This is a genomic window from Mesorhizobium sp. B4-1-4, from assembly GCF_006439395.2.
In the GTDB taxonomy this organism is placed as follows: domain Bacteria; phylum Pseudomonadota; class Alphaproteobacteria; order Rhizobiales; family Rhizobiaceae; genus Mesorhizobium.
In genome coordinates this window covers 5,897,781-5,918,186 of the sequence record NZ_CP083950.1, presented here as the reverse complement: position 1 = coordinate 5,918,186, position 20,406 = coordinate 5,897,781, and the positions used below count along the sequence as shown (strand labels likewise).

16 protein-coding genes and 1 riboswitch are annotated in these 20,406 nt (G+C 62.0%); of the genes, 9 read left to right on the top strand and 7 right to left on the bottom strand.

Annotation, left to right across the window (positions count from 1 at the left end; all coding sequences use genetic code 11):
* Nucleotides 1-10: 10 nt before the first annotated feature.
* Nucleotides 11-1,447 (bottom strand): NAD-dependent succinate-semialdehyde dehydrogenase, encoded by a 1,437-nt coding sequence (locus FJW03_RS28335; RefSeq protein ID WP_140765442.1) that lies wholly within the window; start codon nt 1,445-1,447, stop codon nt 11-13.
* A 340-nt stretch (nt 1,448-1,787) separates the two neighbouring features.
* On the bottom strand, nt 1,788-2,663 hold the full coding sequence (locus FJW03_RS28330) for a MurR/RpiR family transcriptional regulator (RefSeq protein WP_226890483.1): 876 nt from the start codon (nt 2,661-2,663) through the stop codon (nt 1,788-1,790).
* Nucleotides 2,664-2,861: 198 nt separating this feature from the next.
* Here FJW03_RS28330 and iolD point away from each other — a divergent pair, with 198 nt between their 5' ends.
* From iolD to FJW03_RS28310, 4 genes are read left to right on the top strand one after another with little or no spacing between them, the layout of a single operon-like run.
* Complete coding sequence (gene iolD / locus FJW03_RS28325; RefSeq protein WP_140765444.1) at nt 2,862-4,703, top strand: 3D-(3,5/4)-trihydroxycyclohexane-1,2-dione acylhydrolase (decyclizing); 1,842 nt, start codon at nt 2,862-2,864, stop codon at nt 4,701-4,703.
* A gap of 28 nt (nt 4,704-4,731) precedes the next feature.
* The gene (locus FJW03_RS28320) at nt 4,732-6,228 is read left to right on the top strand and encodes a sugar ABC transporter ATP-binding protein (protein ID WP_140765446.1); all 1,497 of its coding nucleotides are present in this window, start codon (nt 4,732-4,734) and stop codon (nt 6,226-6,228) included.
* A gap of 1 nt (nt 6,229) precedes the next feature.
* Nucleotides 6,230-7,243 carry an ABC transporter permease gene (locus tag FJW03_RS28315; protein ID WP_226890482.1) on the top strand — a complete coding sequence of 338 codons (1,014 nt, stop codon included), beginning with the start codon at nt 6,230-6,232 and terminating at the stop codon, nt 7,241-7,243.
* A gap of 26 nt (nt 7,244-7,269) precedes the next feature.
* Nucleotides 7,270-8,229: a substrate-binding domain-containing protein gene (locus tag FJW03_RS28310; RefSeq protein ID WP_210240604.1), complete on the top strand. Its 960-nt coding sequence runs from the start codon at nt 7,270-7,272 to the stop codon at nt 8,227-8,229.
* A 275-nt stretch (nt 8,230-8,504) separates the two neighbouring features.
* Here FJW03_RS28310 and FJW03_RS28305 read toward each other — a convergent pair whose 3' ends face one another.
* From FJW03_RS28305 to FJW03_RS28295, 3 genes are all read right to left on the bottom strand, one after another.
* Nucleotides 8,505-9,263: a Stf0 family sulfotransferase gene (locus tag FJW03_RS28305; protein ID WP_140765448.1), complete on the bottom strand. Its 759-nt coding sequence runs from the start codon at nt 9,261-9,263 to the stop codon at nt 8,505-8,507.
* Nucleotides 9,264-9,530: 267 nt separating this feature from the next.
* A complete protein-coding gene (locus FJW03_RS28300; RefSeq protein WP_226890481.1) occupies nt 9,531-9,905 on the bottom strand; it encodes a protamine-2 (modular protein) in 375 nt (124 codons plus the stop codon).
* Nucleotides 9,906-9,986: 81 nt separating this feature from the next.
* A complete protein-coding gene (locus tag FJW03_RS28295) occupies nt 9,987-10,976 on the bottom strand; it encodes a LysR family transcriptional regulator (RefSeq protein ID WP_140765450.1) in 990 nt (329 codons plus the stop codon).
* A gap of 312 nt (nt 10,977-11,288) precedes the next feature.
* On the opposite strand from FJW03_RS28295, the gene chvE reads away from it, so the two are divergent.
* From chvE to araD1, 4 genes are all read left to right on the top strand, one after another.
* Nucleotides 11,289-12,362 carry a multiple monosaccharide ABC transporter substrate-binding protein gene (chvE, locus tag FJW03_RS28290; protein ID WP_140765452.1) on the top strand — a complete coding sequence of 358 codons (1,074 nt, stop codon included), beginning with the start codon at nt 11,289-11,291 and terminating at the stop codon, nt 12,360-12,362.
* Nucleotides 12,363-12,461: 99 nt separating this feature from the next.
* A complete protein-coding gene (gene mmsA / locus FJW03_RS28285; protein WP_140765454.1) occupies nt 12,462-13,994 on the top strand; it encodes a multiple monosaccharide ABC transporter ATP-binding protein in 1,533 nt (510 codons plus the stop codon).
* Nucleotides 13,991-15,283 (top strand): multiple monosaccharide ABC transporter permease, encoded by a 1,293-nt coding sequence (mmsB, locus tag FJW03_RS28280; RefSeq protein WP_140607663.1) that lies wholly within the window; start codon nt 13,991-13,993, stop codon nt 15,281-15,283. The genes mmsA and mmsB overlap by 4 nt, the downstream gene beginning before the upstream one ends.
* A 197-nt stretch (nt 15,284-15,480) precedes the next feature.
* Nucleotides 15,481-16,473, top strand: a complete 993-nt coding sequence (araD1, locus tag FJW03_RS28275) for an AraD1 family protein (RefSeq protein ID WP_140765456.1) — start codon at nt 15,481-15,483, stop codon at nt 16,471-16,473.
* A 200-nt stretch (nt 16,474-16,673) separates the two neighbouring features.
* Here the strand turns inward: araD1 and FJW03_RS28270 are convergent, their stop codons facing one another.
* Entirely contained in the window at nt 16,674-17,768 is a 1,095-nt protein-coding gene (locus FJW03_RS28270; RefSeq protein ID WP_140765458.1) for a 2'-deoxycytidine 5'-triphosphate deaminase, read from the bottom strand.
* A 91-nt stretch (nt 17,769-17,859) separates the two neighbouring features.
* A riboswitch (SAM riboswitch) is annotated at nt 17,860-17,937 on the top strand.
* Nucleotides 17,938-17,994: 57 nt separating this feature from the next.
* Between FJW03_RS28270 and FJW03_RS28265 the strand changes: the two genes are divergently transcribed.
* Nucleotides 17,995-19,185, top strand: a complete 1,191-nt coding sequence (locus FJW03_RS28265) for an O-succinylhomoserine sulfhydrylase (RefSeq protein ID WP_140765460.1) — start codon at nt 17,995-17,997, stop codon at nt 19,183-19,185.
* Nucleotides 19,186-19,219: 34 nt separating this feature from the next.
* Here FJW03_RS28265 and FJW03_RS28260 read toward each other — a convergent pair whose 3' ends face one another.
* Entirely contained in the window at nt 19,220-20,371 is a 1,152-nt protein-coding gene (locus tag FJW03_RS28260; protein WP_140765462.1) for a ceramide glucosyltransferase, read from the bottom strand.
* Between the last annotated feature and the right edge of the window lie 35 nt (nt 20,372-20,406).

Here is a 20,406-nt window from a genome sequence, read left to right as displayed (position 1 = left end):
GGCGGCAGCCCTAGAACACGACTTGGGCAAGCTTGGTGTCGAGGTAGTCCCTGATCGACTCGATACCCCCTTCCCTGCCCATACCCGAAAAATTGGTGCCGCCGAACGGCGCCTCCGAGGCTGCAAGAGCGAAGCTGTTGATGCCGACCATTCCAGCCTTCAGTTCGGCAACCGCCCGGCGTGCACGCTTCGGGCTTTGTGTGAACGCGTAGGCCGAAAGCCCCATGTCGGAGGTGTTGGCGCGTTGCAGCGCCTCGTCGTCGCTGGAGAACGAGCCGATCGCCGCCACCGGCCCAAAATTCTCCTCGGCGAAGACCGCCATGTCGTCGCTGACATTGGTCAGCACCGTGGGCTCGAAGAAATGCCCGGCATTGAACGCCGCCGCACGGCGGCCGCCGGCGGCGACCGTGGCTCCTTGCCGTTCGGCCTCCGCGACCACGGCCTCGATGTCTGAGAGCCGCTTGCCGTTGATCAGCGGCCCCATCTGCACCGAGGGGTCGAGACCATCGCCAAGCTTTAGCGACTTCGCCCGGGAGACGAAGCCCTCGACGAATTTGTCATGCAGGCTTTCATGGATGAAGAAGCGGTCGGGCGTAACGCAGACCTGGCCGGCGTTGGCATATTTGGTCGGCACCGCCACACCGAGCGCGGTCTCGAGATCGGCATCATCGAAGACGATCAGCGGCGCGTTGCCGCCCAGTTCCATCGAGACCTTCTTGACCGTATCGGCGGCATCGCGGATCATCTGCTGACCGACCCGCGTTGAGCCGGTCAGGGACACTTTCCGGACTACTTTCGACGCCATGATCGGCGTGTAGGTGGCTTCCGTGGGGCCGACCAGCAGGCTGACCGCGCCCGCAGGCAACAGGCCCGCTCGCATGCAGTCAATCATGACCATGGCCGTGCCCGGGGTCTGGCTCGAGGGACGCACCACGATCGAACAGCCGGCGGCCAGCGCTGGCGCGACCTTGCGGGCCACCAGTGCTGCGGGGAAATTCCAGGCCGTGAAGGCCGCGGCGACGCCGACAGGCTCATGCAGGACCTCGAAACGCCCGCCCGGGACACGGCTCTCGATGACACGTCCGTAGATGCGACGCGCCTCCTCGGCATGCCAGCGGAATTGATCGACCGCGAGAGCCCATTCCCGCTCCGACTGCGCCAGCGGCTTGCCGGTCTCGCTGGAGATCATCCGTGCCCCTTCGTCCTTGCGGCGCAGCATTTCGTCGGCTATCCGATGCAGGGCGTCGGCCCGCTCGAAGGCGGACTTGGCTCTCCAGGAACGAAATCCGCGATCAGCGCTCTCAAGCGCGGCGCGAGTGTCCTCCCCACTCGCGTTCGGTACCTCGCCAAGCGCCCGTTCGGTGACCGGACTGAGGACCGGCGTGAAGCCTCCTCCGCCCGTTGAGTGCCAGGCTCCATCAATGAAAAGTCCGTAGTCGCTATACATCTGAGCACCCCAAATGCAGTACGAGACACGCCACGCGGCAGCGCAACGGTCACAAGATTCCGGCATGGTGGGATGAGCGTTCCGCTCCCTGCGGAGCAACCTCCGGCTGCGCTGATCCTCGGCATGGCCGATGGATCGCGAGCCCTGCGCAGGCTGGCGCAATCCTCCCTAAAACCGTATTGCAACAATCATTGCAAGATCTATTGGTTTGTCAATAGACATTTCATGGCAGATCGCAACCATTCGATTTTCGCTTCAATACGGAGCAGCACAAGACTGCGCCGCTCCCCCCTTCATCGCCACCCGCAGCATGGTGCTCACCGCCCGCGGCACAGAAGAGCTATTGCCCTGTGACTGTCGGGATGCGCGGGTCAACGCCATTGTTCTGCAAGCGCGCTGCCAGCGCTACTGTTAGCGCCTGCGCAAGACACATCGGGGCCGCAAGCGATCTTGAGAACGTGTATTCGTGCTCGGGCACCGCAAAAAGCACGCGTGCGCTCTTGGTCAGCGGCGACAAGGTGCTGTCCGAAATCGCCACGATGGGGACGCCCCTGCTGGCAACCTCTTCCACGACATTCACGACCTCGTTTGCATAGAACCGGAACGATACCGCGAAAAGCACATCCTGTGGGCGGATCACGCGAGCCATATGCGTGGCGAGCCCGCCGCCAGGGTCCAGCAACGTGCATCGCTTGCCCAGCATCGTCAGTATGTAACGCAGGAGTTCGACCACTGGCGCCGAGCGCAATTGCCCGATCAGATAGATGACGTCGGCCTTCTCGAGCAGGTTGACGGCTTCGGCCAAATCTGCCGGCGGGATAGCTGTGAGCATCTCCTGCAGCGAGGCGATATCACGAACGACCAGATCGTGCATCAGGCCGAACTCGCTGCGGTCAGTTCGCGCCCCCAGTTCCGTCTCCAGCGCCTTGACGCGCGCTTCAAAGCCGGGCGCCGCGGTGGACAATCGCTTCTGGAAAAGGGTCTGAAGATCCTTGAACCCCTCATAGCCTAGTGCCTGGGCAAAGCGCACGAAGCTCGATGCGTGAACACCGCTGCTTTCCCCGATCGCGTTCACGGATCGCACCGCAACATCATTTGGGTTCTGCGTGAGATATACGGCTATCTTCTGGTATGACTTGCTCATCTGCTCATACCGATCGTGGATCACGCGGATGAGTTCCTCGTAGTCCTTTGGGGCTTTCACTTTCTCATCCACGGCCAACATCCTTGCAATTTTTGTTGCATGATGGCTTCTTTGCACTTGGTTTACCAGCGGAGAATTCCGGCTCGAAAACCGGTGATCCGGATTTGTCGTTGCATTCTGCTGCAATGCCACTTGCAAAAAAGTCAGTTCCGCAATAGGAATTGAATTCATCATTCGGCATGATGTTGCCGCGATGCCCGGAGGAGTCAAATGTCAGTGGTCCGTCTGACCATGGCGCAAGCCCTGGTCCGCTATCTTTGCAATCAGTTCACGATCGTCGACGGAGAGCGGGTACTGCTTTTTCCGGGCGTCTTCGCCATCTTCGGGCACGGCAATGTGACCTGCCTGTCGGAAGCGCTGGAAGCGGTCCAGGATAGGTTGCCAACATGGCGCGGGCAAAACGAGCAGTCGATGGCACTCGCGGCAATCGGTTTCGCCAAAGCCAAGCGCCGCCGCCAGATTATGGTGGCCGCAACCTCGATCGGCCCCGGCGCCCTCAACATGGTCACCGCCGCCGGGGTGGCCCATTCGAACCGTCTGCCGGTGCTGCTGCTCTCCGGCGATACTTTCATCAATCGCCGCCCCGACCCGGTCATGCAGCAGGTCGAGCACTTCGGCAATCCGACCATTAACGTCAATGACGCCTTCAGGCCGGTAACCCGCTATTGGGACCGCATCGTTCATCCCGAAGGCATAATCTCCTCCCTCCCCCAGGCAGTCGCCACCATGCTCGATCCGGCTGATTGCGGCCCGGCATTCATCGCACTGCCGCAGGATGTCCAGGAGATGGCTTGGGACTACCCAGAGGAATTCTTCGCCGAGACGGTGCACGCGATCCCGCGGCCACGGCCTGATGCCGACCGGCTTGCAGAAGCGGTGAAGCTGCTGAAGGCTGCCAAGCGCCCGCTTATCATTTCTGGTGGCGGCACACGCTACTCAGGCGCCGAGCAGGTGTTGGCCGACCTTGCCCTCATCCACGGCATTCCGTTGTGTGAGACGATCGCCGGCAAAGGCACGGTCAGCCACAATCATCCGGCCTATGTCGGCCCGATCGGCATCGTTGGCTCGACTTCGGCCAACGCGCTTGCCGCGTCAGCGGATGTGATCGTTGCCGTCGGCACGCGCTTGATGGATTTCACCACCGGCTCCTGGAGCGCTTTCGCGCAGGACGCCAAGTTCATTTCCATCAACGCGGCCCGTTGGGACGCGACCAAGCATCGAGCTCTGGCGGTGGTGGGCGACGCCCTGGCCTCGCTCAACGAGATGGGAGCGGCGCTGGAGGAGTGGCAGGCGCCAAGGGAATGGACCGAGAAGGGCCGTGTCGAGTTCGCCAAGTGGAACAAAGCGCTGGATGGGTACCAGCAGCCGACCAATCAGCCCGTTCCCACCTACGCCCAAGTCATCGGCATCGTGAATGCGCGCGCAGGCGAGCGTGACCTGGTCATCACGGCTGCGGGCGGACTGCCGGGTGAGGTCATGAAGAACTGGCGCGTCAAGGCTCCCAATACGTTCGACTGCGAATTCGGCTTCTCATGCATGGGCTACGAGATTGCCGCCGGCTGGGGTGCCGCCATGGCCGACCCGACGAGAACGCCGATCGTGATGATCGGCGATGGCACCTACATGATGATGAACTCGGACATTTATTCCACGGTCCTGTCGGGCCATAAGATGGTGGTGATCGTCTGCGATAACGGCGGCTACGCCGTCATCAATCGTCTCCAGAATGCCAAGGGCGCTGCCTCCTTCAACAACCTGATCAAGGATTGCCGCGTGAAGGAGCCGTTCAGCGTCGATTTTGTGAAGCACGCCGAATCGATGGGCGCGCTCACTCGGCGCGTCGACAGTCTGGCGGACCTCGCGCAAGCCGTCGATTGGGCCCTCGGAACGGACCGGACAACGGTCATCACGCTGGTGTCCGATGGTTTCACCTGGACGCCTGGTGATGCCTGGTGGGATGTGGGTGTGCCCGAGGTTAGCGCCAGGCCGCAGGTGCAGGAAGCGCATATGGAACAGGCTCAAGCTCGCAGGAAGCAGCGCGTAGGCGTCTGACTTCATCACAATCCGAAGGTCAAATCTCATGACGGCGTTTGTCGAGTTGCGCGACGTCGCGAAGACGTATGGGGTGAATCCTGTTCTCGGGGATCTCACCTTGTCGGTCGATCGTGGGGAAATTCTTGCCCTCGTGGGCGAGAATGGCGCCGGGAAATCTACCTTGATGCGCATCGTTGGCGGCTATGTGCCGCCGACGGCCGGCACGGCCTTGATCGGCGGACGTCCCCTCCCCGCGACCGTTCAAAGTGCCGAGAATGCTGGGATCGTCCTTATCCACCAAGAGTTCTGCCTCGCGCCGGACCTGACCGTCGGCGAGAATATTTTCATCGGCCGCGAACCTCGTCGCCACCTTCTCGTCGACTATCCGAAAATACACAGAGATTCCCGCCTGCTTCTGGACGCATTGGGCTCGTCAGCCGATCCCCGCGCCAAGCTTTCCGGCCTGCCCAACACCGAATGGCAGATGGTGGAAGTGGCAAAGGCATTCGCGAGGAACCCGAAACTTCTGCTCATGGATGAACCGACCGCCGTGCTGGGCGCTCGCGAAGTGGAAGCCCTATTCCGGCGGATGCGGCAATTCGTGTCGGACGGAGGTTCCATCATCTTCACTTCTCATCGTCTCGACGAGGTGAAGGCGATCGCCTCCAGAGTGGCTGTTCTTCGGGACGGGCGCATCCGGCATGTTGGACCGGCGTCGGAACTGACGGAAGACGAGATGGCGGCGCTGATGGTCGGCCGCGAACTCAGCCAACTCTATCCAGTAAAGAGTGCAATGCCCGCGGGCGACGTCGTGCTCAGCGTCGACGATCTGCAAAGCCCGCCTCATGTCAGTGGAGTCAGCTTCCGACTGCGCCGCGGCGAGATCCTTGGAATTGCCGGACTGGTCGGTTCCGGCCGGACCGAAGCATTTGAAGCGCTCGCCGGCCTGAGACCCGCGCAATGCCGGAACTTCGCTTTTGCCAAAGCCGCAAGCGGACACCTGCCCAAGGCGCGCGAGGCATGGGCCGCCGGCTTGGCCTACCTGACCGAGGATCGCAAGGGTAAAGGGCTTCTCCTGGATGCCGGCCTCGATGAGAACGTTTCCCTTACCGTCGGTGCGCTAAGAGGTCGGGCCTGGATCAACAGAGCGGAAGAACGCGGACGGCTGGACCAGGCTGTTCGCGAGTTCGACATACGAAGGGGCGCCCCCAACGCAATCGCGCGCTCGCTCAGCGGCGGCAACCAGCAGAAGGTCCTGATCGCCAAGACCCTAGCGAGCCGCCCGGATGTGGTCATCTTCGACGAACCGACCCGCGGCGTCGACATAGGCTCCAAGCAGCAGATCTACCGGGTCATCGCCGGGCTTGCCGCGCAAGGCGCCGCTTGCGTGGTGATCTCTTCCGAGATGCAGGAAGTCATCGGTCTGGCGCATCGCGTGCTGGTGATGCGCAAAGGCAGCGTCGCCGGCGAATTGACCGGCAACGACATCAACGAGGGCACCATCGTTCGCCTCGCTATGGGTCTGACCAAGGAGGCCGCATAAAATGAACACCGCCGCCAACCCCGCCGATGCCATGCCACACCGTTCGTGGTTTGGCGCCACCAAGCGACTTAGCGCGTTGGGACCTATCATGGCCCTGCTGGCGCTGATCTTCATCGGCAGCATGCTGAGCGACAGTTTCCTGTCTGCTGGCAACCTATCCAATCTGCTGACCCGCTCGGCAATCGTCGGCATCATCGCCATTGGCGCCACCTACGTTATCACCGCTGGTGGCCTCGACCTTTCCGTCGGATCAATGTCGGCGCTGATCGCTGGCCTAGTCATCATGGGCATGAACGCTGCAGGCTCGTCGCTCGGGGACAGTTGGCTGGTCGTGCTGATCGGCATAGTCCTGGCATTGGCGCTGGGCGTGGTCGCGGGCTCGCTTAACGGCGTCCTCGTTGTCAAGGGCGGCATCGACGCCTTCATCGTCACCTTGGGCACGATGGGCATTTTCCGCTCCGTCATCACCTGGCTTTCGGACGGTGGTTCGATCTCGCTTTCAAGCAGCCTCAAGGGGATCGCGCGACCACTCTACTATGGCTCAGTCGCCGGCGTAAGCTATCCGTTGATCGCGATGATCGTTCTAGCGATAGGGGCGGAATTGGTCCTGCGCCGCGCCCGGCTTGGCCGCCACATCACCGCCATCGGGTCAAATCCGGAAGTAGCCAGATATTCGGCCATCCGCGTCCACCGCGTGCGGATCCTGACTTACGTGTTCCAAGGGGTCTGCGTTGCCCTGGCCACGATGATCTATGTTCCGCGGCTCGGCGCCGCGACGCCATCAACCGGTCTCCTGTGGGAGCTTGAAGCTATCGCCGCCGTGATCATCGGCGGGACCGCGCTCAAAGGCGGCTTCGGCCGCATTTGGGGGTCGATCGTGGGGGTCCTTATTCTCGGCCTGATCGACAACATCCTAAACCTCACGGCGCTCGCCAGCCCATATCTCAACGGCGCGTTCCAGGGGGTCATCATCATCATCGCCGTTTATCTGCAGAAGGGTCGCCGAGAGGTCTGACCCGCTATCCTAGAGAGGAGCACACCGTGGAGAAGAGAACTTTCCTAAAGGGCGGAGCGATCGCGCTCGCGCTCGGCGCCGTAGGCATGCCGAAAACTTCCTTGGCAGCGGGCGGTAAGACGATCGGCATTTCCATTCCGGCGGCAACCCATGGCTGGACCGGCGGTCTCAACTTCCAGACCAAGCGTACCGTCGAACAGATGAAAAAGGCCTTCCCTGACATCGAGTTCGTGGTCGCTGCCGCCAACGACGCTTCCAAGCAGGTCAACGACGTCGAGGATCTCGTCGCGCGAGGCATCGACGCGCTGGTGATCCTGCCGTTTGAATCCGAGCCCCTGACCGAACCGGTGAAGCAGGCCAAGGCCAAAGGCGTGTTCATAACGACCGTCGATCGCGGCTTGTCGGAGGAAGGCATCGAGGACCTCTATGTCGGCGGCAACAACCCGCAATACGGCGTGATCGCGGGGCATTACTTCAAGAAGAAGTTTCCCGATGGTGCCAAGATCGTCGTCATGAGGGGCATTCCAACCACGATCGACAATGTCCGCATCGATGCCTTCAAAAAGGAGTTGGGGGGCTCGAAGGTCCAGATTCTCGACATGCAGTTCGCCAACTGGAATCCGGACAAGGGTTTCGAGGTGATGCAGGACTTCCTGCAGAAATATGACGCCATCGACGGCGTGTGGGCGGGCGACGACGATGCCGCGCTCGGCGCCATGGAGGCAATCAAGCAGGCCAATAGGCCGAAACAGATCGTAGTTTTGGGCGGTTCCGGCATGAACAAAGTTGTCAAGATGGTCAAGGACGGCGGCGGCGCCGTCGACGCCGACATTTTCTATCCGCCAACCCTGATCATCCCGGCGATCGAGCTTACTACCATGCGCACCGCGACGCAGGCGCCGATTCGGGGGCGCTACATCCTGGACAGCCCCTTGATCACCAAGGACAACGCGGAAGAATTCTATTTTCCCGATTCGCCGTACTGAAGGATCGTAGGTCAGACCTTCAGACATTCAGGTGCTGGCGCGGCAGTAGCGGCGCCAGTTCTACACACTGTCGCGAGGCAGCCCGTCGGATAATGACTTCTAGAGCGTCGGGCCGACAATGCATTGCGGGCAGTGACGTCTGCCTTTAGGCAATCACAACAGTCCAGAACGTCCGGTATGCTGAGCAATGCGGCCATCACGATTATGTGCTGTTGCCAACCGCACTGAGCGACGAACCCCGCCCACGTGATGGGACCGACATGACATTAGTCAAGTCAGGCCTGGCCAATTCGCATCTGCTTCTTGAGAAGGAACCGGGCGAGGTTGTTGATATTTCGCGGCGCCACCCTTTTGGGGAGATGTGCCAGCAGGCCCTGGGATTTGACGTCGTTTTGAAATCGCTCTGCCCAGTCCTCGGTGTGATTGTCCCGCTGCAGCCGCAAATTCGTCTTGAACTCGCGGTTCGGCATTTCAATCGACAATTGCCGGGCCACCGATGCCACATAAGGGCGGGGGTCGTCCAACAGGTCTTCGTAAAAGAAATGATCGTAGGGCAGGTCCGTCATGCGCAGGTAGGCTTCCCAGAAGGCATAGCTCTGTTCGATCAGGAAATAGGCCTGGCAGATACCGGCGAAGTCATATTGCGGAACCAAATCCGCGCCGTCCGTGCTTCTCCAACGGCCTGAGGCCTTTGCCCGGCAATAGGAAATCGCTTGGCGAAGGCGATCCCGCCGCTCCAGCAGGACCAAACCCATGGCATGGCGTCGGAGGCATTCCGCAAGGAAGTCGGCTCCATATTTCGCCTGCGACCAGTGAAGGTGCCGGGGAAACAGCTTTACGGCGAACCTGCCATTTGCCGTCCCGCCGCGATCGATCACCGCGGACATGAGTTCGTCGAAGGATTTCGGCTTGCATCCCAGATTGGCCGTATCAAGCCATTCTGCCGACTTGCCGAACAATCCCGTGCTGTTTGCCAGGCTGCCAAGCCATTCGGAGCCGCTACGGGCCTCCGTCAGTATCGCCACGCCTTTCATGCGTGCTGATTGCCCGCTGCCTGCAAACGCATGATCCTCATTGCGGAATATGGTTCTTCCTGATCGCCCCTCGGCATGCTTACAACTCCACCTAAACAGCGCTGCAACGGCCAGACGCTGATATCGTTCCGTCGATTCTACCTTAGGCTAAGCTAAAATAAGTGCGAAATCCGCCACGTTGAGGCGATCGACGCCAGGCTGCACAAGATCTGTTGTGAAGAGACCGGCCAGCAACGTGGCCGGTCCTTTGGGTCAGGCAGAAGCCGGTTACAGCCAGACCCTGGCCCATACGCGCTCGCGCCAGCAGCGCACGTGGCGCCGGCCGTGACGCCAGGTCCGGCGGCAAACCCTGCGCCAGACACGGCGGCGCCCATGGCGGCGGCGCCAGCGGCGATCATGACGCCATTCGCCGTAGCGATGCCAGCGACGATGCGAGACCTGCTCCAGTTCGACCTCGTCATCCCCTTCGAAGACAGCCGGATCCGGCTTGTCGAGCTCATCGAGAATCCCGTTGCCCTGCGGGATACCGGCAATCGCGCGGCCGGGTCCGGCCACACTCGCAAAGGCCACCACCCCCGCGGCGCCAAGCATTCCAGTAAGAAACAACCGACGTTCCATCGAACCCTCTTCCAAGTTGATCATCGGCATCTCCTTCCCTCGGCGAAATGGGCTTCAGCGGGCATGCCGATCGTGCCTGAACGCGCGGTCGCGATTGTTGTTCCCTCATCCCACTTCGCGCAGGATGAAATCGTGCAGCATCTTGGCGGCCGGCGACAACACCCGGTTCTTGACCGTGATCAGGCTGTAAGGCCTCACCTCGATGTCGAATTCGGTCTGGACAACGTCGATGGCACCGGCCAGTCCGTCGGGATTCTGGATGAATTTCGCCACCTGGACCGAAACCGGTGCGATGGCGTCGGATTGGGCGACCATGACCAGCGTCAGAAGCAGAGAACTGGTGTTGAGGATCCTGTCCGGCAGCGCGATGTTGCGGTTCAGGAAATTACTCTCCATCGCCTGGCGCAAGGGCGAGCCGCCCGATTGGAAGACCCAGTCATAGGCGGCGGTATCTTCCAGCCGCACCACGCTGCCCCGGGTGAGCGGATGCCCGCGGCGCACGATCAGGCAAGCTTTCTCGACGCCGATGACACGGGATTCGAACAGTCTCGGGTTAAGGTCGTCGGGAATGCGCGCGATGATGAAATCATGGCGCGTGGCAATCAGCTCGCGCGCCAGCACATTGGAGGTTTCCACCTGCATGGTGATCTCTATGCGTGGATAGATGCGGCGGATTTCGCGGATCGCCGGGACCGCCAGTTCGATAGCCGGCGCTGTCACGGCACCCAGGAACACCGAACCGCCCTTGCCCGCCTTGAGCTCGGCGATCTCGCGATCGACCTCGCGCATTTCCAGCAGGATCGAACGCGCACGCCGTGCCAGCGCCTTGCCGTAGGGCGTCAGCGTGATGCCGCGCGGCAGCCTTTCGCACAACTTGACCTCCAGCACCGCCTCCATCTCGCCGATCATGCGTGACGCCGCCGGCTGCGAAATGTTCATCACCTGCGCGGCGGCACTCACCCGGCCATGATCGTCGAGCGCGACGATCATGCGCATGTGACGCAGGCTGAGCCCACTGCGCAGCAAGGTTTCGCCATCGCCTGGCTTTTCACTGTGACCGTTTGAAACCGCAGCCGGATTTCGCAGCGCCGCCATGCTTTCCCCGCTTTCTCTCCTGGCGGCCGGCATTCGTGCCGACCTGCCGCGTTCCAAAATAATTCATACCAATCACGATATAGCAAACATCAAAGATCGCATTTGACAGTTATGGCAAAAGGGTCGCAACGTCAGTGCGTTCCGAAATGCGACGATCGGCGACGATGGAAATCGTATCGATTGAAATCAGCGTCTCGGGACCATGGGAGGATACCGGAGATCGATATGACGGCAGCAGTGCCTCGGCGCTTCTGCACGATTGCGCGGCCCGCGACCCCCGGGGTGCCGCGTCCATCAACCAGGGAGAGTTAAGTGAAAATCATCAAGACGTTAGTCGCCGCCTTGGCGGTCAGCATAGCGGCCATGTCGGCCACCGCCTACGCAGCCGACAAGGGCCTCGTGGGCGTGCTGATGCCCACCAAGACCTCGCAGCGCTGGATCAATGACGGCGACGCCGTCAAGTCCCAGCTCGAGGCCCTGGGCTATACGGTCGACCTGCAGTATGCGCAGGACGATATCCCCAACCAGCTCAGCCAGCTTGAAAACGAGATCACCAAGGGTCCGAAGGCGCTGATCATCGCTTCGATCGACGGTACGACGATGTCGGCCGCGCTGCAGAAGGCCAATGACGCAGGCGTCGTCGTCGTCGCCTACGACCGCCTGATCAAGAAGACGGCCAATGTCGATTATTACACTACCTTCGACAATTTCGGCGTCGGCGTTATCCAGGCCAATTCCCTGGTCAAGGGCCTCAAGGAGCGTTTTCCGAACACCAAGCCGTGGAATGTCGAGCTGTTCGGCGGCTCGCCCGACGACAACAACGCCTTCTTCTTCTACAACGGCGCGATGTCCGTCCTGCAGCCGATGATCGACGACGGCTCGATCAAGATCAAGTCCGGCCAGATGGGCATGGACAAGGTCGGCACGCTGCGCTGGCTGGCCGCGACCGCACAGGCCCGCATGGACAATCTGCTCTCGGCCAACTACTCGAGCGGCGGCGCCCGCGTCGATGGCGTTCTGTCGCCCTATGACGGCCTGTCGCGCGGCATCATCGCCTCGCTGCGCGCCGTCGGTTACGGCACCGCCGACCAGCCGTGGCCTGTGGTGACCGGCCAGGATGCCGAGACCGCTTCGGTCAAGGCGATCATCGCCGGCGAACAGTATTCGACCGTGTTCAAGGATACGCGCGACCTCGCCAAGGCGACCGTCGAACTGGTCGACAAGGTGCTGTCGGGCGGCAAGCCGGACGGTCTCGACACCAAGACCTACAACAACGACGTCAAGGTCGTGCCCTCGATCCTCTTGACGCCGCACGAAGTCGACAAGTCGAACTACCAGAAGCTGGTCGTCGACTCCGGCTACATCAAAGCCGAAGACCTGAAGTAATTCCGGTTGCAAAGCGAGGGGTCCTGCGCAACGCAGGGCCCCTTTTCGTTCACCAGCGACCCCGGTATTGTTGCGGACCTCGCAGGAGCATCATTGCCCATGGCCTCGACGATTTTGGAGATGCAGGACATCACGAAGACGTTTCCCGGCGTGAAGGCGCTGTCGAACGTCAACCTGCGTGTCGAGGAAGGCGAGATCCACGCCGTGGTCGGTGAGAATGGCGCCGGCAAGTCGACGCTGATGAAAGTCCTGTCGGGCGTCTACCCCTCAGGCAGCTATGACGGCAAGATCATCTTTCGCGGCGAGGAGTGCCATTTCAAGGGCATTCACGACAGCGAGCACAAGGGTATCGTTATCATCCACCAGGAGCTTGCGCTGGTGCCGATGCTGTCGATCACCGAGAACATATTTCTTGGCAATGAACATGCCAGGCGCGGGATCATCGATTGGGATGCCAACGAGGCGCGCACGACCGGATTGCTGAAGAAGGTCGGCCTCAAGGAAGACCCCAATACGCTGATCACCAATATCGGCGTCGGCAAGCAGCAACTGGTCGAGATCGCCAAGGCGCTGAGCAAGGACGTGAAGCTCTTGATCCTCGACGAGCCGACGGCGAGCCTGTCGGAAAAGGACAGCCAGGCCCTGCTCGACCTGCTGCTCGAATTCAAGCGGCAAGGCATGACCTCGATCCTGATTTCACACAAGCTCAACGAGGTGAACCGGGTCGCCGACAAGGTGACCATCATCCGCGACGGGCGCACCATCGAGACGCTTGCCAGGAAGGACATTTCGGAAGACCGCATCATCACTTCGATGGTGGGTCGTTCGCTCGACGACCGCTATCCGCCGCGCGAGCCCAGGATCGGCGATGTCGTGCTGCAGATCCGCGACTGGTCGGTCTATCACCCGCTCCATGCCGACCGACAGGTGATCAAGGGCATCGATATCGATGTGCGCAAAGGCGAAGTGGTGGGCATTGCCGGGCTGATGGGCGCCGGACGCACCGAATTCGCCATGAGCCTGTTCGGCCGCTCCTATGGCCGCCGTATCACCGGCGAGGTGCTGCTCAACGGCAAGTCTGTCGACCTGTCCTCGGTCAGCAAGGCGGTGAAGCAAGGCATCGCCTACGTCACCGAGGACCGCAAGACCTACGGGCTGAACCTGATCGACCATATCAAGCACAACATCACGCTCGCCAATCTTGGCGGCGTGTCGCGCCACGGCGTGATCGACGACCTGCGCGAGCTCGACATCGCCAATGATTATCGCAAGAAGACCAATATCCGCGCGTCGAGCGTCTACCAGATGACCGGCAACCTTTCGGGCGGCAACCAGCAGAAGGTGGTGCTGTCGAAATGGCTGTTCGCCAACCCGGAAGTGCTGATCCTCGATGAGCCGACGCGCGGCATCGATGTCGGCGCCAAATATGAAATCTACACGATCATCGCGCGCCTGGCCGCCGAAGGTAAGGCGATCATCGTCATCTCGTCGGAAATGCCCGAACTGCTCGGCATCACCGACCGAATCTATGTGATGAACGAAGGGCGCATCGTCGGTGAAATGGCGGCGAGCGACGCCAGCCAGGAAAAGATCATGCGCGCCATCGTTCGGGGAGAAGGAAAAGCATCATGAGCACAGAGAGCGCTCCCGTACCGCAATCCGCCACTGCCGATGGCGGGACGGACACGCCACGCTTCGCGGTCTCGGCACTGGTCACCAATCTGCGCGACTACGGATTGGTGCTGGCGCTGATCGCCATCATGGTGTTCTTCCAGTTCACCACGTCGGGCACACTGTTCAAGCCGCTGAACCTCAGCAACCTCGTGCAGCAGAACTCCTTCATCATCGTGATGGCGCTCGGCATGCTGCTGGTCATCGTTTCCGGCTACATCGACCTCAGCGTCGGTTCGGTCGCCGGCTTTATCGGTGCGCTCGCGGCCAACATGATGGTGACGTGGAACCTGGGCCCGCTCAGCAATCCGCTGGTCGTGTCGATCGTCTGCCTGATTATCGGCGGTGCCATCGGCGCGGCACAGGGCTATTGGATCGCCTACCATCGAATACCGAGCTTCATCGTCACGCTGGCCGGCATGCTGATCTTCCGCGGCATGTGCCAGGCGCTGCTCGGCGGTGGCTCCTCGGTCGGCCCGCTGCCGGATGGCTTCAACAAGCTGAGTTCCGGCTTCATTCCCGACCTGATCGGCCCGCTGACGCTGATTGCACCAACCGTGAACGCGGCGGGCAAGACCATCGTCGGCAGTGGCCTGACGCTGCATATGACGACGATGGTGATCGGGGTCATCGGCGTGGCGGCTTATATTTTCTTTGGCCTCAAGGCACGACGCACGCGTGAGCGGCACGGCTACCAGGCCGAACCGTTCTCGCTCTTCACCGTCAAGACGCTGGTGATCAGTGCGCTTGTCCTGTTCCTCGTCTATCAGTTCGCCACCTACAAGGGCTTTCCGGTCGTGCTGACGGTGATGGCTGCGCTGATCGCGCTGTTCGTCTTCGTCACCAAGCGCATGACGATCGGCCGCCGCATCTACGCGATGGGCGGCAATCCCAAGGCCGCACTCCTGTCGGGCATCAACACCGAGCGGCTGACCCTCTACGTGTTCATCAACATGGGCGTGCTGTCGGCGCTTGGCGGTCTGATCATCGCGGCGCGCCTTGGACAGGCGGTGCCGGCGGCGGGCCTCGGCAGCGAACTCGACGTCATCGCCGCCGTGTTCATTGGCGGCGCCTCGGCGATGGGCGGCGTCGGTCAGGTCATCGGTTCGGTGGTCGGCGGCTTCATCATGGGCGTGATGAACAACGGCATGTCGATCATGGGTGTGAATGTCGACTGGCAGCAGGTCGTCAAGGGCCTGGTGCTGCTAGGTGCCGTGGTGTTCGACGTCTACAACAAGAACAAGGGCTGAGGGCACCAGGAAGGCATACGGGTCACACCGCGGCGCTGCCGGCAACCGACTGGCACGAAGAAGTTCCCTCAACGGACAGGCCCGCGAGCGCAATCCGAACGGAGAATTTCACCCGCGGCATGGACAACGTTCCAGCCGCGCTTGGGAAGGTTTGCCCAGCTGGGAGCCATGCCAAGGCACATGAGAGAGGACTGATCATGCTGATCTCGCAAATTCTCGACGACGCCGAGACCATCCGTGTCGTTGCCCGCAGCGGCGGCAAGACCCGGATCATCAACGGCGCCCGCAGCGTCTATTCGCTGGCAATGGAGGCCGCCCGCACCGGCGTCGGCCTCGCCACCCTGATCGATCGCAAGGGGCTCGGCGAGACGGTCGATCTCGACGCCGCCTACAAGAAGGGGCGGCTGTTGTCGCCGATCAATCATCCCGATCCCGCGCATCTGCATGTGACCGGGACAGGGCTGACGCATCTCGGCTCGGCGGCGACGCGCGATTCCATGCACAAGAAGCTCAGCAGCGATGGCGAGGAGCAGCTCACCGATTCCATGAAGATGTTCCGCATGGGCCTGGAAGGCGGCAAACCGGCGAAAGGCCAGGTCGGCGTGCAGCCGGAATGGTTCTACAAGGGAAACGGCACGATGGCGGTGGCGCCGGGTGCCGCGCTCCAGTCACCGGCGTTCGCCAAGGACGCCGGCGAAGAACCCGAGATCGCCGGCATCTATGTCATCGGCGACGACGGCGCGCCGTTCCGCGTCGGCTTCACGCTGTCGAACGAGTTTTCCGACCATGTGACCGAGCGCGTGAACTATCTCTTCCTCGCCCATTCCAAGCTGCGCAACGCCTCATTCGGGCCGGAGATCCTGATCGGCGAGCTGCCTTCCGACATCCGCGGCACATCGCGCATCGTGCGCGACGGCAAGACGCTGTGGGAAAAGCCGTTCCTGTCGGGCGAAGCCAACATGTCGCACACCATCGCCAATCTCGAACACCATCATTTCAAATATTCGGCGTTCCGCCAGCCGGGCGATGTGCATGTGCATATGTTCGGCACGGCGACATTGTCCTTCGCCGATGGCATCAAGACCGAGGCCGGCGACGTGTTCGAGATCGAGGCCGGGGATTTCGGACTGCCGCTGCGCAATCCGCTGGAGATCGAGCAGCCGGTGAGTGTGGTCGTGAAGGCGCTTTGAGAGTGTGATCTCCCCCCTCGTGGGGGAGATGGCCGGCAGGCCAGAGGGGGGCGCTGTCCCGCCGACCTATCAATTTTATCAAAGTTCAGACTTCGGAAGTCTTCATTTGTGTATCAAAACACGAAGGCAGCGTTCCTTCGCGCCCCCCTCTGCCCTGCCGGGCATCTCCCCCACGAGGGGGGAGATTGGCAGTGCAAACCTCAGCGCGCGGCGCGGAAATGCTTTGAGAGCTTGAGGCCCTGCGCCTGGTAGTTGGAGCCGAGATCGGTGCCGTAGAGCGCCTGCGGCCGCTTCAGCATGTGCTCGTAGACCAGCCGGCCGACGATCTGGCCATGGTCGAGGATGAACGGCACTTCGTGGCTGCGCACTTCGAGCACGGCCCGGCTGCCGGTGCCGCCGGCCGCCGAATGGCCGAAGCCCGGATCGAAGAAGCCGGCATAGTGGACGCGGAACTCGCCGACCAGCGGGTCGAACGGCGTCATCTCGGCGGCGTAGAGCGGCGGCACATGTACCGCTTCCTGGCTGACGAGGATGTAGAACTCATCGGGATCGAGCACCAGTTCGCCGGCGCCGCTCTTGTGGATCGGCTCCCAGAAATCGAGGACATCCTGCGCCGCGCGCTTGTCGACATCGACGAGACCGGTGTGATGCTTGCCGCGATAGCCGATCAACCCGTCACTGTCGCCATTGAGGTCGATCGACAGCGCGATGCCCCCGCCCGAAATGTTCGGCGGTTCGGTGGCGACCAGCATCTCGGCGCGGTGCAATTCATGCAGTTCGGCTTCCGAGAGCAGCGCATTGCCCGTTCGGAAACGGATCTGCGACAGGCGCGAGCCGGTGCGCACGACGATCGGGAAGGTGCGCGGGCTGACTTCCAGATAGAGCGGACCGGTATAGCCGGCGGCGATCTTGTCGAACTCATGCCCTCGGTCGGTCATGACACGGGTGAAGATGTCCAGCCGCCCGGTCGAACTTTTCGGATTGGCCGATGCCGAAATGTCGGCTGGCAATGCCAGGCTTTCGAGCAGCGGCACGATGTAGACGCAGCCGGTTTCGAGCACGGCGCCGTCGGTCAGACTGATCTCGTGCAGCTTCAGCCGGTCGAGCTTTTCCGAAACCTTGTGGTTGGGACCGGGCAGAAAGGAAGCCCGAACCCGCCAAGCCTTGTCGCCGAGCCTCAGATCTAGGCTCGCCGGCTGGATCTGGTCGGCATCGAGCGCGCGTGGCGACTTCAGCGCGCCGGACTGGAACAGCGCCGAAATGTCCTGATCGGGAAGAATGCCTGTCTGCCGCAAAGTCTAGCTCCGCTCGAAGGCCGGGCGAGGTCTGGTACAACCCTCTTAATGAAGCCGGCAATTGACGCAAGCGTGGCGCGGGTCTAAAGGGTCGTTATCCCGTGGTGATTTGGCCGGTCGGCTTGCAGCCACGTTAAACAAGTCGCTAAAGGACCGTCGGGCCGCAAGGCCGTATGGACCGGTTGCGACTTTCGCGGCCGGTTTTTTTGTGTCTGGAACAAAAGCAATGAGCACCAAGAAGCGCAACTGGAAGCCTCAGACAGCCCTCGTGCATGGCGGGACCCTGCGTTCCGGCTTCGGCGAGACCTCCGAGGCGATGTACCTGACCCAGGGCTATGTCTATGAAACGGCGCAGGCCGCCGAAGCCCGCTTCAAGGGTGAGGAACCGGGCTTCATCTATTCTCGCTACGCCAATCCGACCGTCGACATGTTCGAGAAGCGCATGTGCGCGCTGGAAGGTGCCGAGGATGCCCGCGCCACGGCATCCGGCATGGCGGCGGTGACGGCCGCGCTTCTGTGCAGCGTCAAGGCTGGTGATCATATCGTGGCGGCGCGCGCGCTGTTCGGCTCCTGCCGCTGGGTGGTCGAGACGCTGGCGCCGCGCTACGGCATCGAGGCGACGCTGGTCGACGGCACCGAGATCGCCAACTGGGAAAAGGCGGTGAAGCCGAACACCAAGCTGTTCTTCCTGGAAAGCCCGACCAATCCGACGCTGGAAGTGGTCGACATCGCGGCTGTCGCCGGGCTCGCCAATTCGATCGGCGCACGGCTTGTCGTCGACAATGTCTTCGCCACGCCCTTGCAGCAGAAGCCGCTGCAGCTCGGCGCCCACATCGTTGTCTATTCGGCGACCAAGCACATCGACGGCCAGGGCCGCTGTCTGGGCGGCGTGATCCTGTCGGACAAGGAGTGGATCGACAAGAACCTGCACGACTATTTCCGCCATACCGGCCCCAGCCTGTCGCCCTTCAATGCCTGGACGCTGCTGAAGGGCCTGGAGACGCTGCCGCTGCGCGTGCGCCAACAGACGGAAAGCGCCGGCAAGATCGCCGACTTCCTCGCCGAGCAGCCGCAGATCGCCCGCGTGATCTATCCCGGCCGCGCCGACCATCCGCAGGCGGATATCGTCAAGAAGCAGATGTCGGGCGGCTCGACGCTGATCTGCCTCGACGTCAAGGGCGGCAAGCAGGCGGCTTTCGCCTTGCAGAACGCGCTCGACATCGTGCTGATCTCGAACAATCTCGGCGATGCCAAGAGCCTGATCACGCATCCGGCGACGACCACCCACAAGAACCTGACGGACGAGGCCCGCGCCGAACTCGGCATCGGGCCAGGTACGCTCAGGCTGTCGGTCGGCCTTGAGGATACCGACGACCTTCTGGAAGACATCGCGCAGGCGTTGCAGGCGACCAAGTAAGGCCTGCCTACGCGGGGCTTCATGCACGGGGCTATCAGGCGCTCGACGGCGTCTCCTCCAGTTCGGTCGCCTTGGTGCCGATGGTCATCGCATTGCCGCGCCAGTCGATGGCGCCGCCGAGCCAGCCACGTGCCCACATCGCCGGCAGGATGAGGTCGCGCACCATGATCGCCGCGACGATGCGCGATGACAGGTACCAGCCCTTGGACCAGGCCAGGGCACATTCCGGAAGGTAGAAGGCCGCCAAAACGGCGATGGCCGTGAGCGGCAGGCTGAAGCCGGCGCTTGCCGCCGCGGCCAGCGCAAGCAGCAGCGGCACCACGGCACCAGTCAGGATTTCAGGCGCGAAGAACAGCGGGAAGGTGACGCGGCGCAGGCGAGCCCAGCGGGCCTGGCGCGACCAGATCTCGCCAAGCGTGCGCCGGCCGAGCGGCTGCTCGAAAGGCGCGGCAACGAGATTGACGCGCAGGCCAAGCCCGTTCACCAGCTTGGTCGCGGCGGCGTCCTCGGCGATCTCGGCGGCCAGCGCGCGAATGCCGCCATTGGCATCCAGCATGGGCTTGTTCCACAGCATGCTCTTGCCCTGGGCAAAGCCTAGCCCAAGCGCCTCGCCGGCATATTGCCAGCGCGCCTGCAGCGTGTTGAGAAAGGCGCATTCGACCTCAGCCCAGAAGCCATCGGGCCGCGAACCGATCGGCGTCGAGCAGACAAGGCCGGTATCCGGCCGCCATGCCGCCATCAAATGCTGAATGTAGTCCCTCGGCATCAGCACGTTGGAATCGGCAAGAATGACCCAGTTGTGGCGCGCCGCTTCCCAGCCCTTGACGCAATTGTTGAGCTTGGGATTGGCGCTGATCCGATCATCGCCGATCAACAGGCGGGCTGGCACTTTGGGAAAGCGCCCCATGGCGGCACGGATCAGCGTGACCACCGGATCGTCGGCATGGGCGACACAGAAGATCAGTTCATAGCGCGGCCAGTCGAGCGAGAAGGCGCGCTCCAGTGTCTCGTGCGTGAACGGCTCGACGCCACGCGATGGTACGATAATCGACACCGGCAGCGATCTGCCGGCTGGCGGTGCGATCGTGGTGCGCCGTTTCAGCTGTGAGGTAGCGAGCGCAATGCTGGCGGCATTTGAAAGGATGAGTGCGGTCGAGAGCGAGGCGGCTATGAGAGTGAGTTCCATCGATATCTGGTTACTCCAGAAAAGACGGCGCGTGA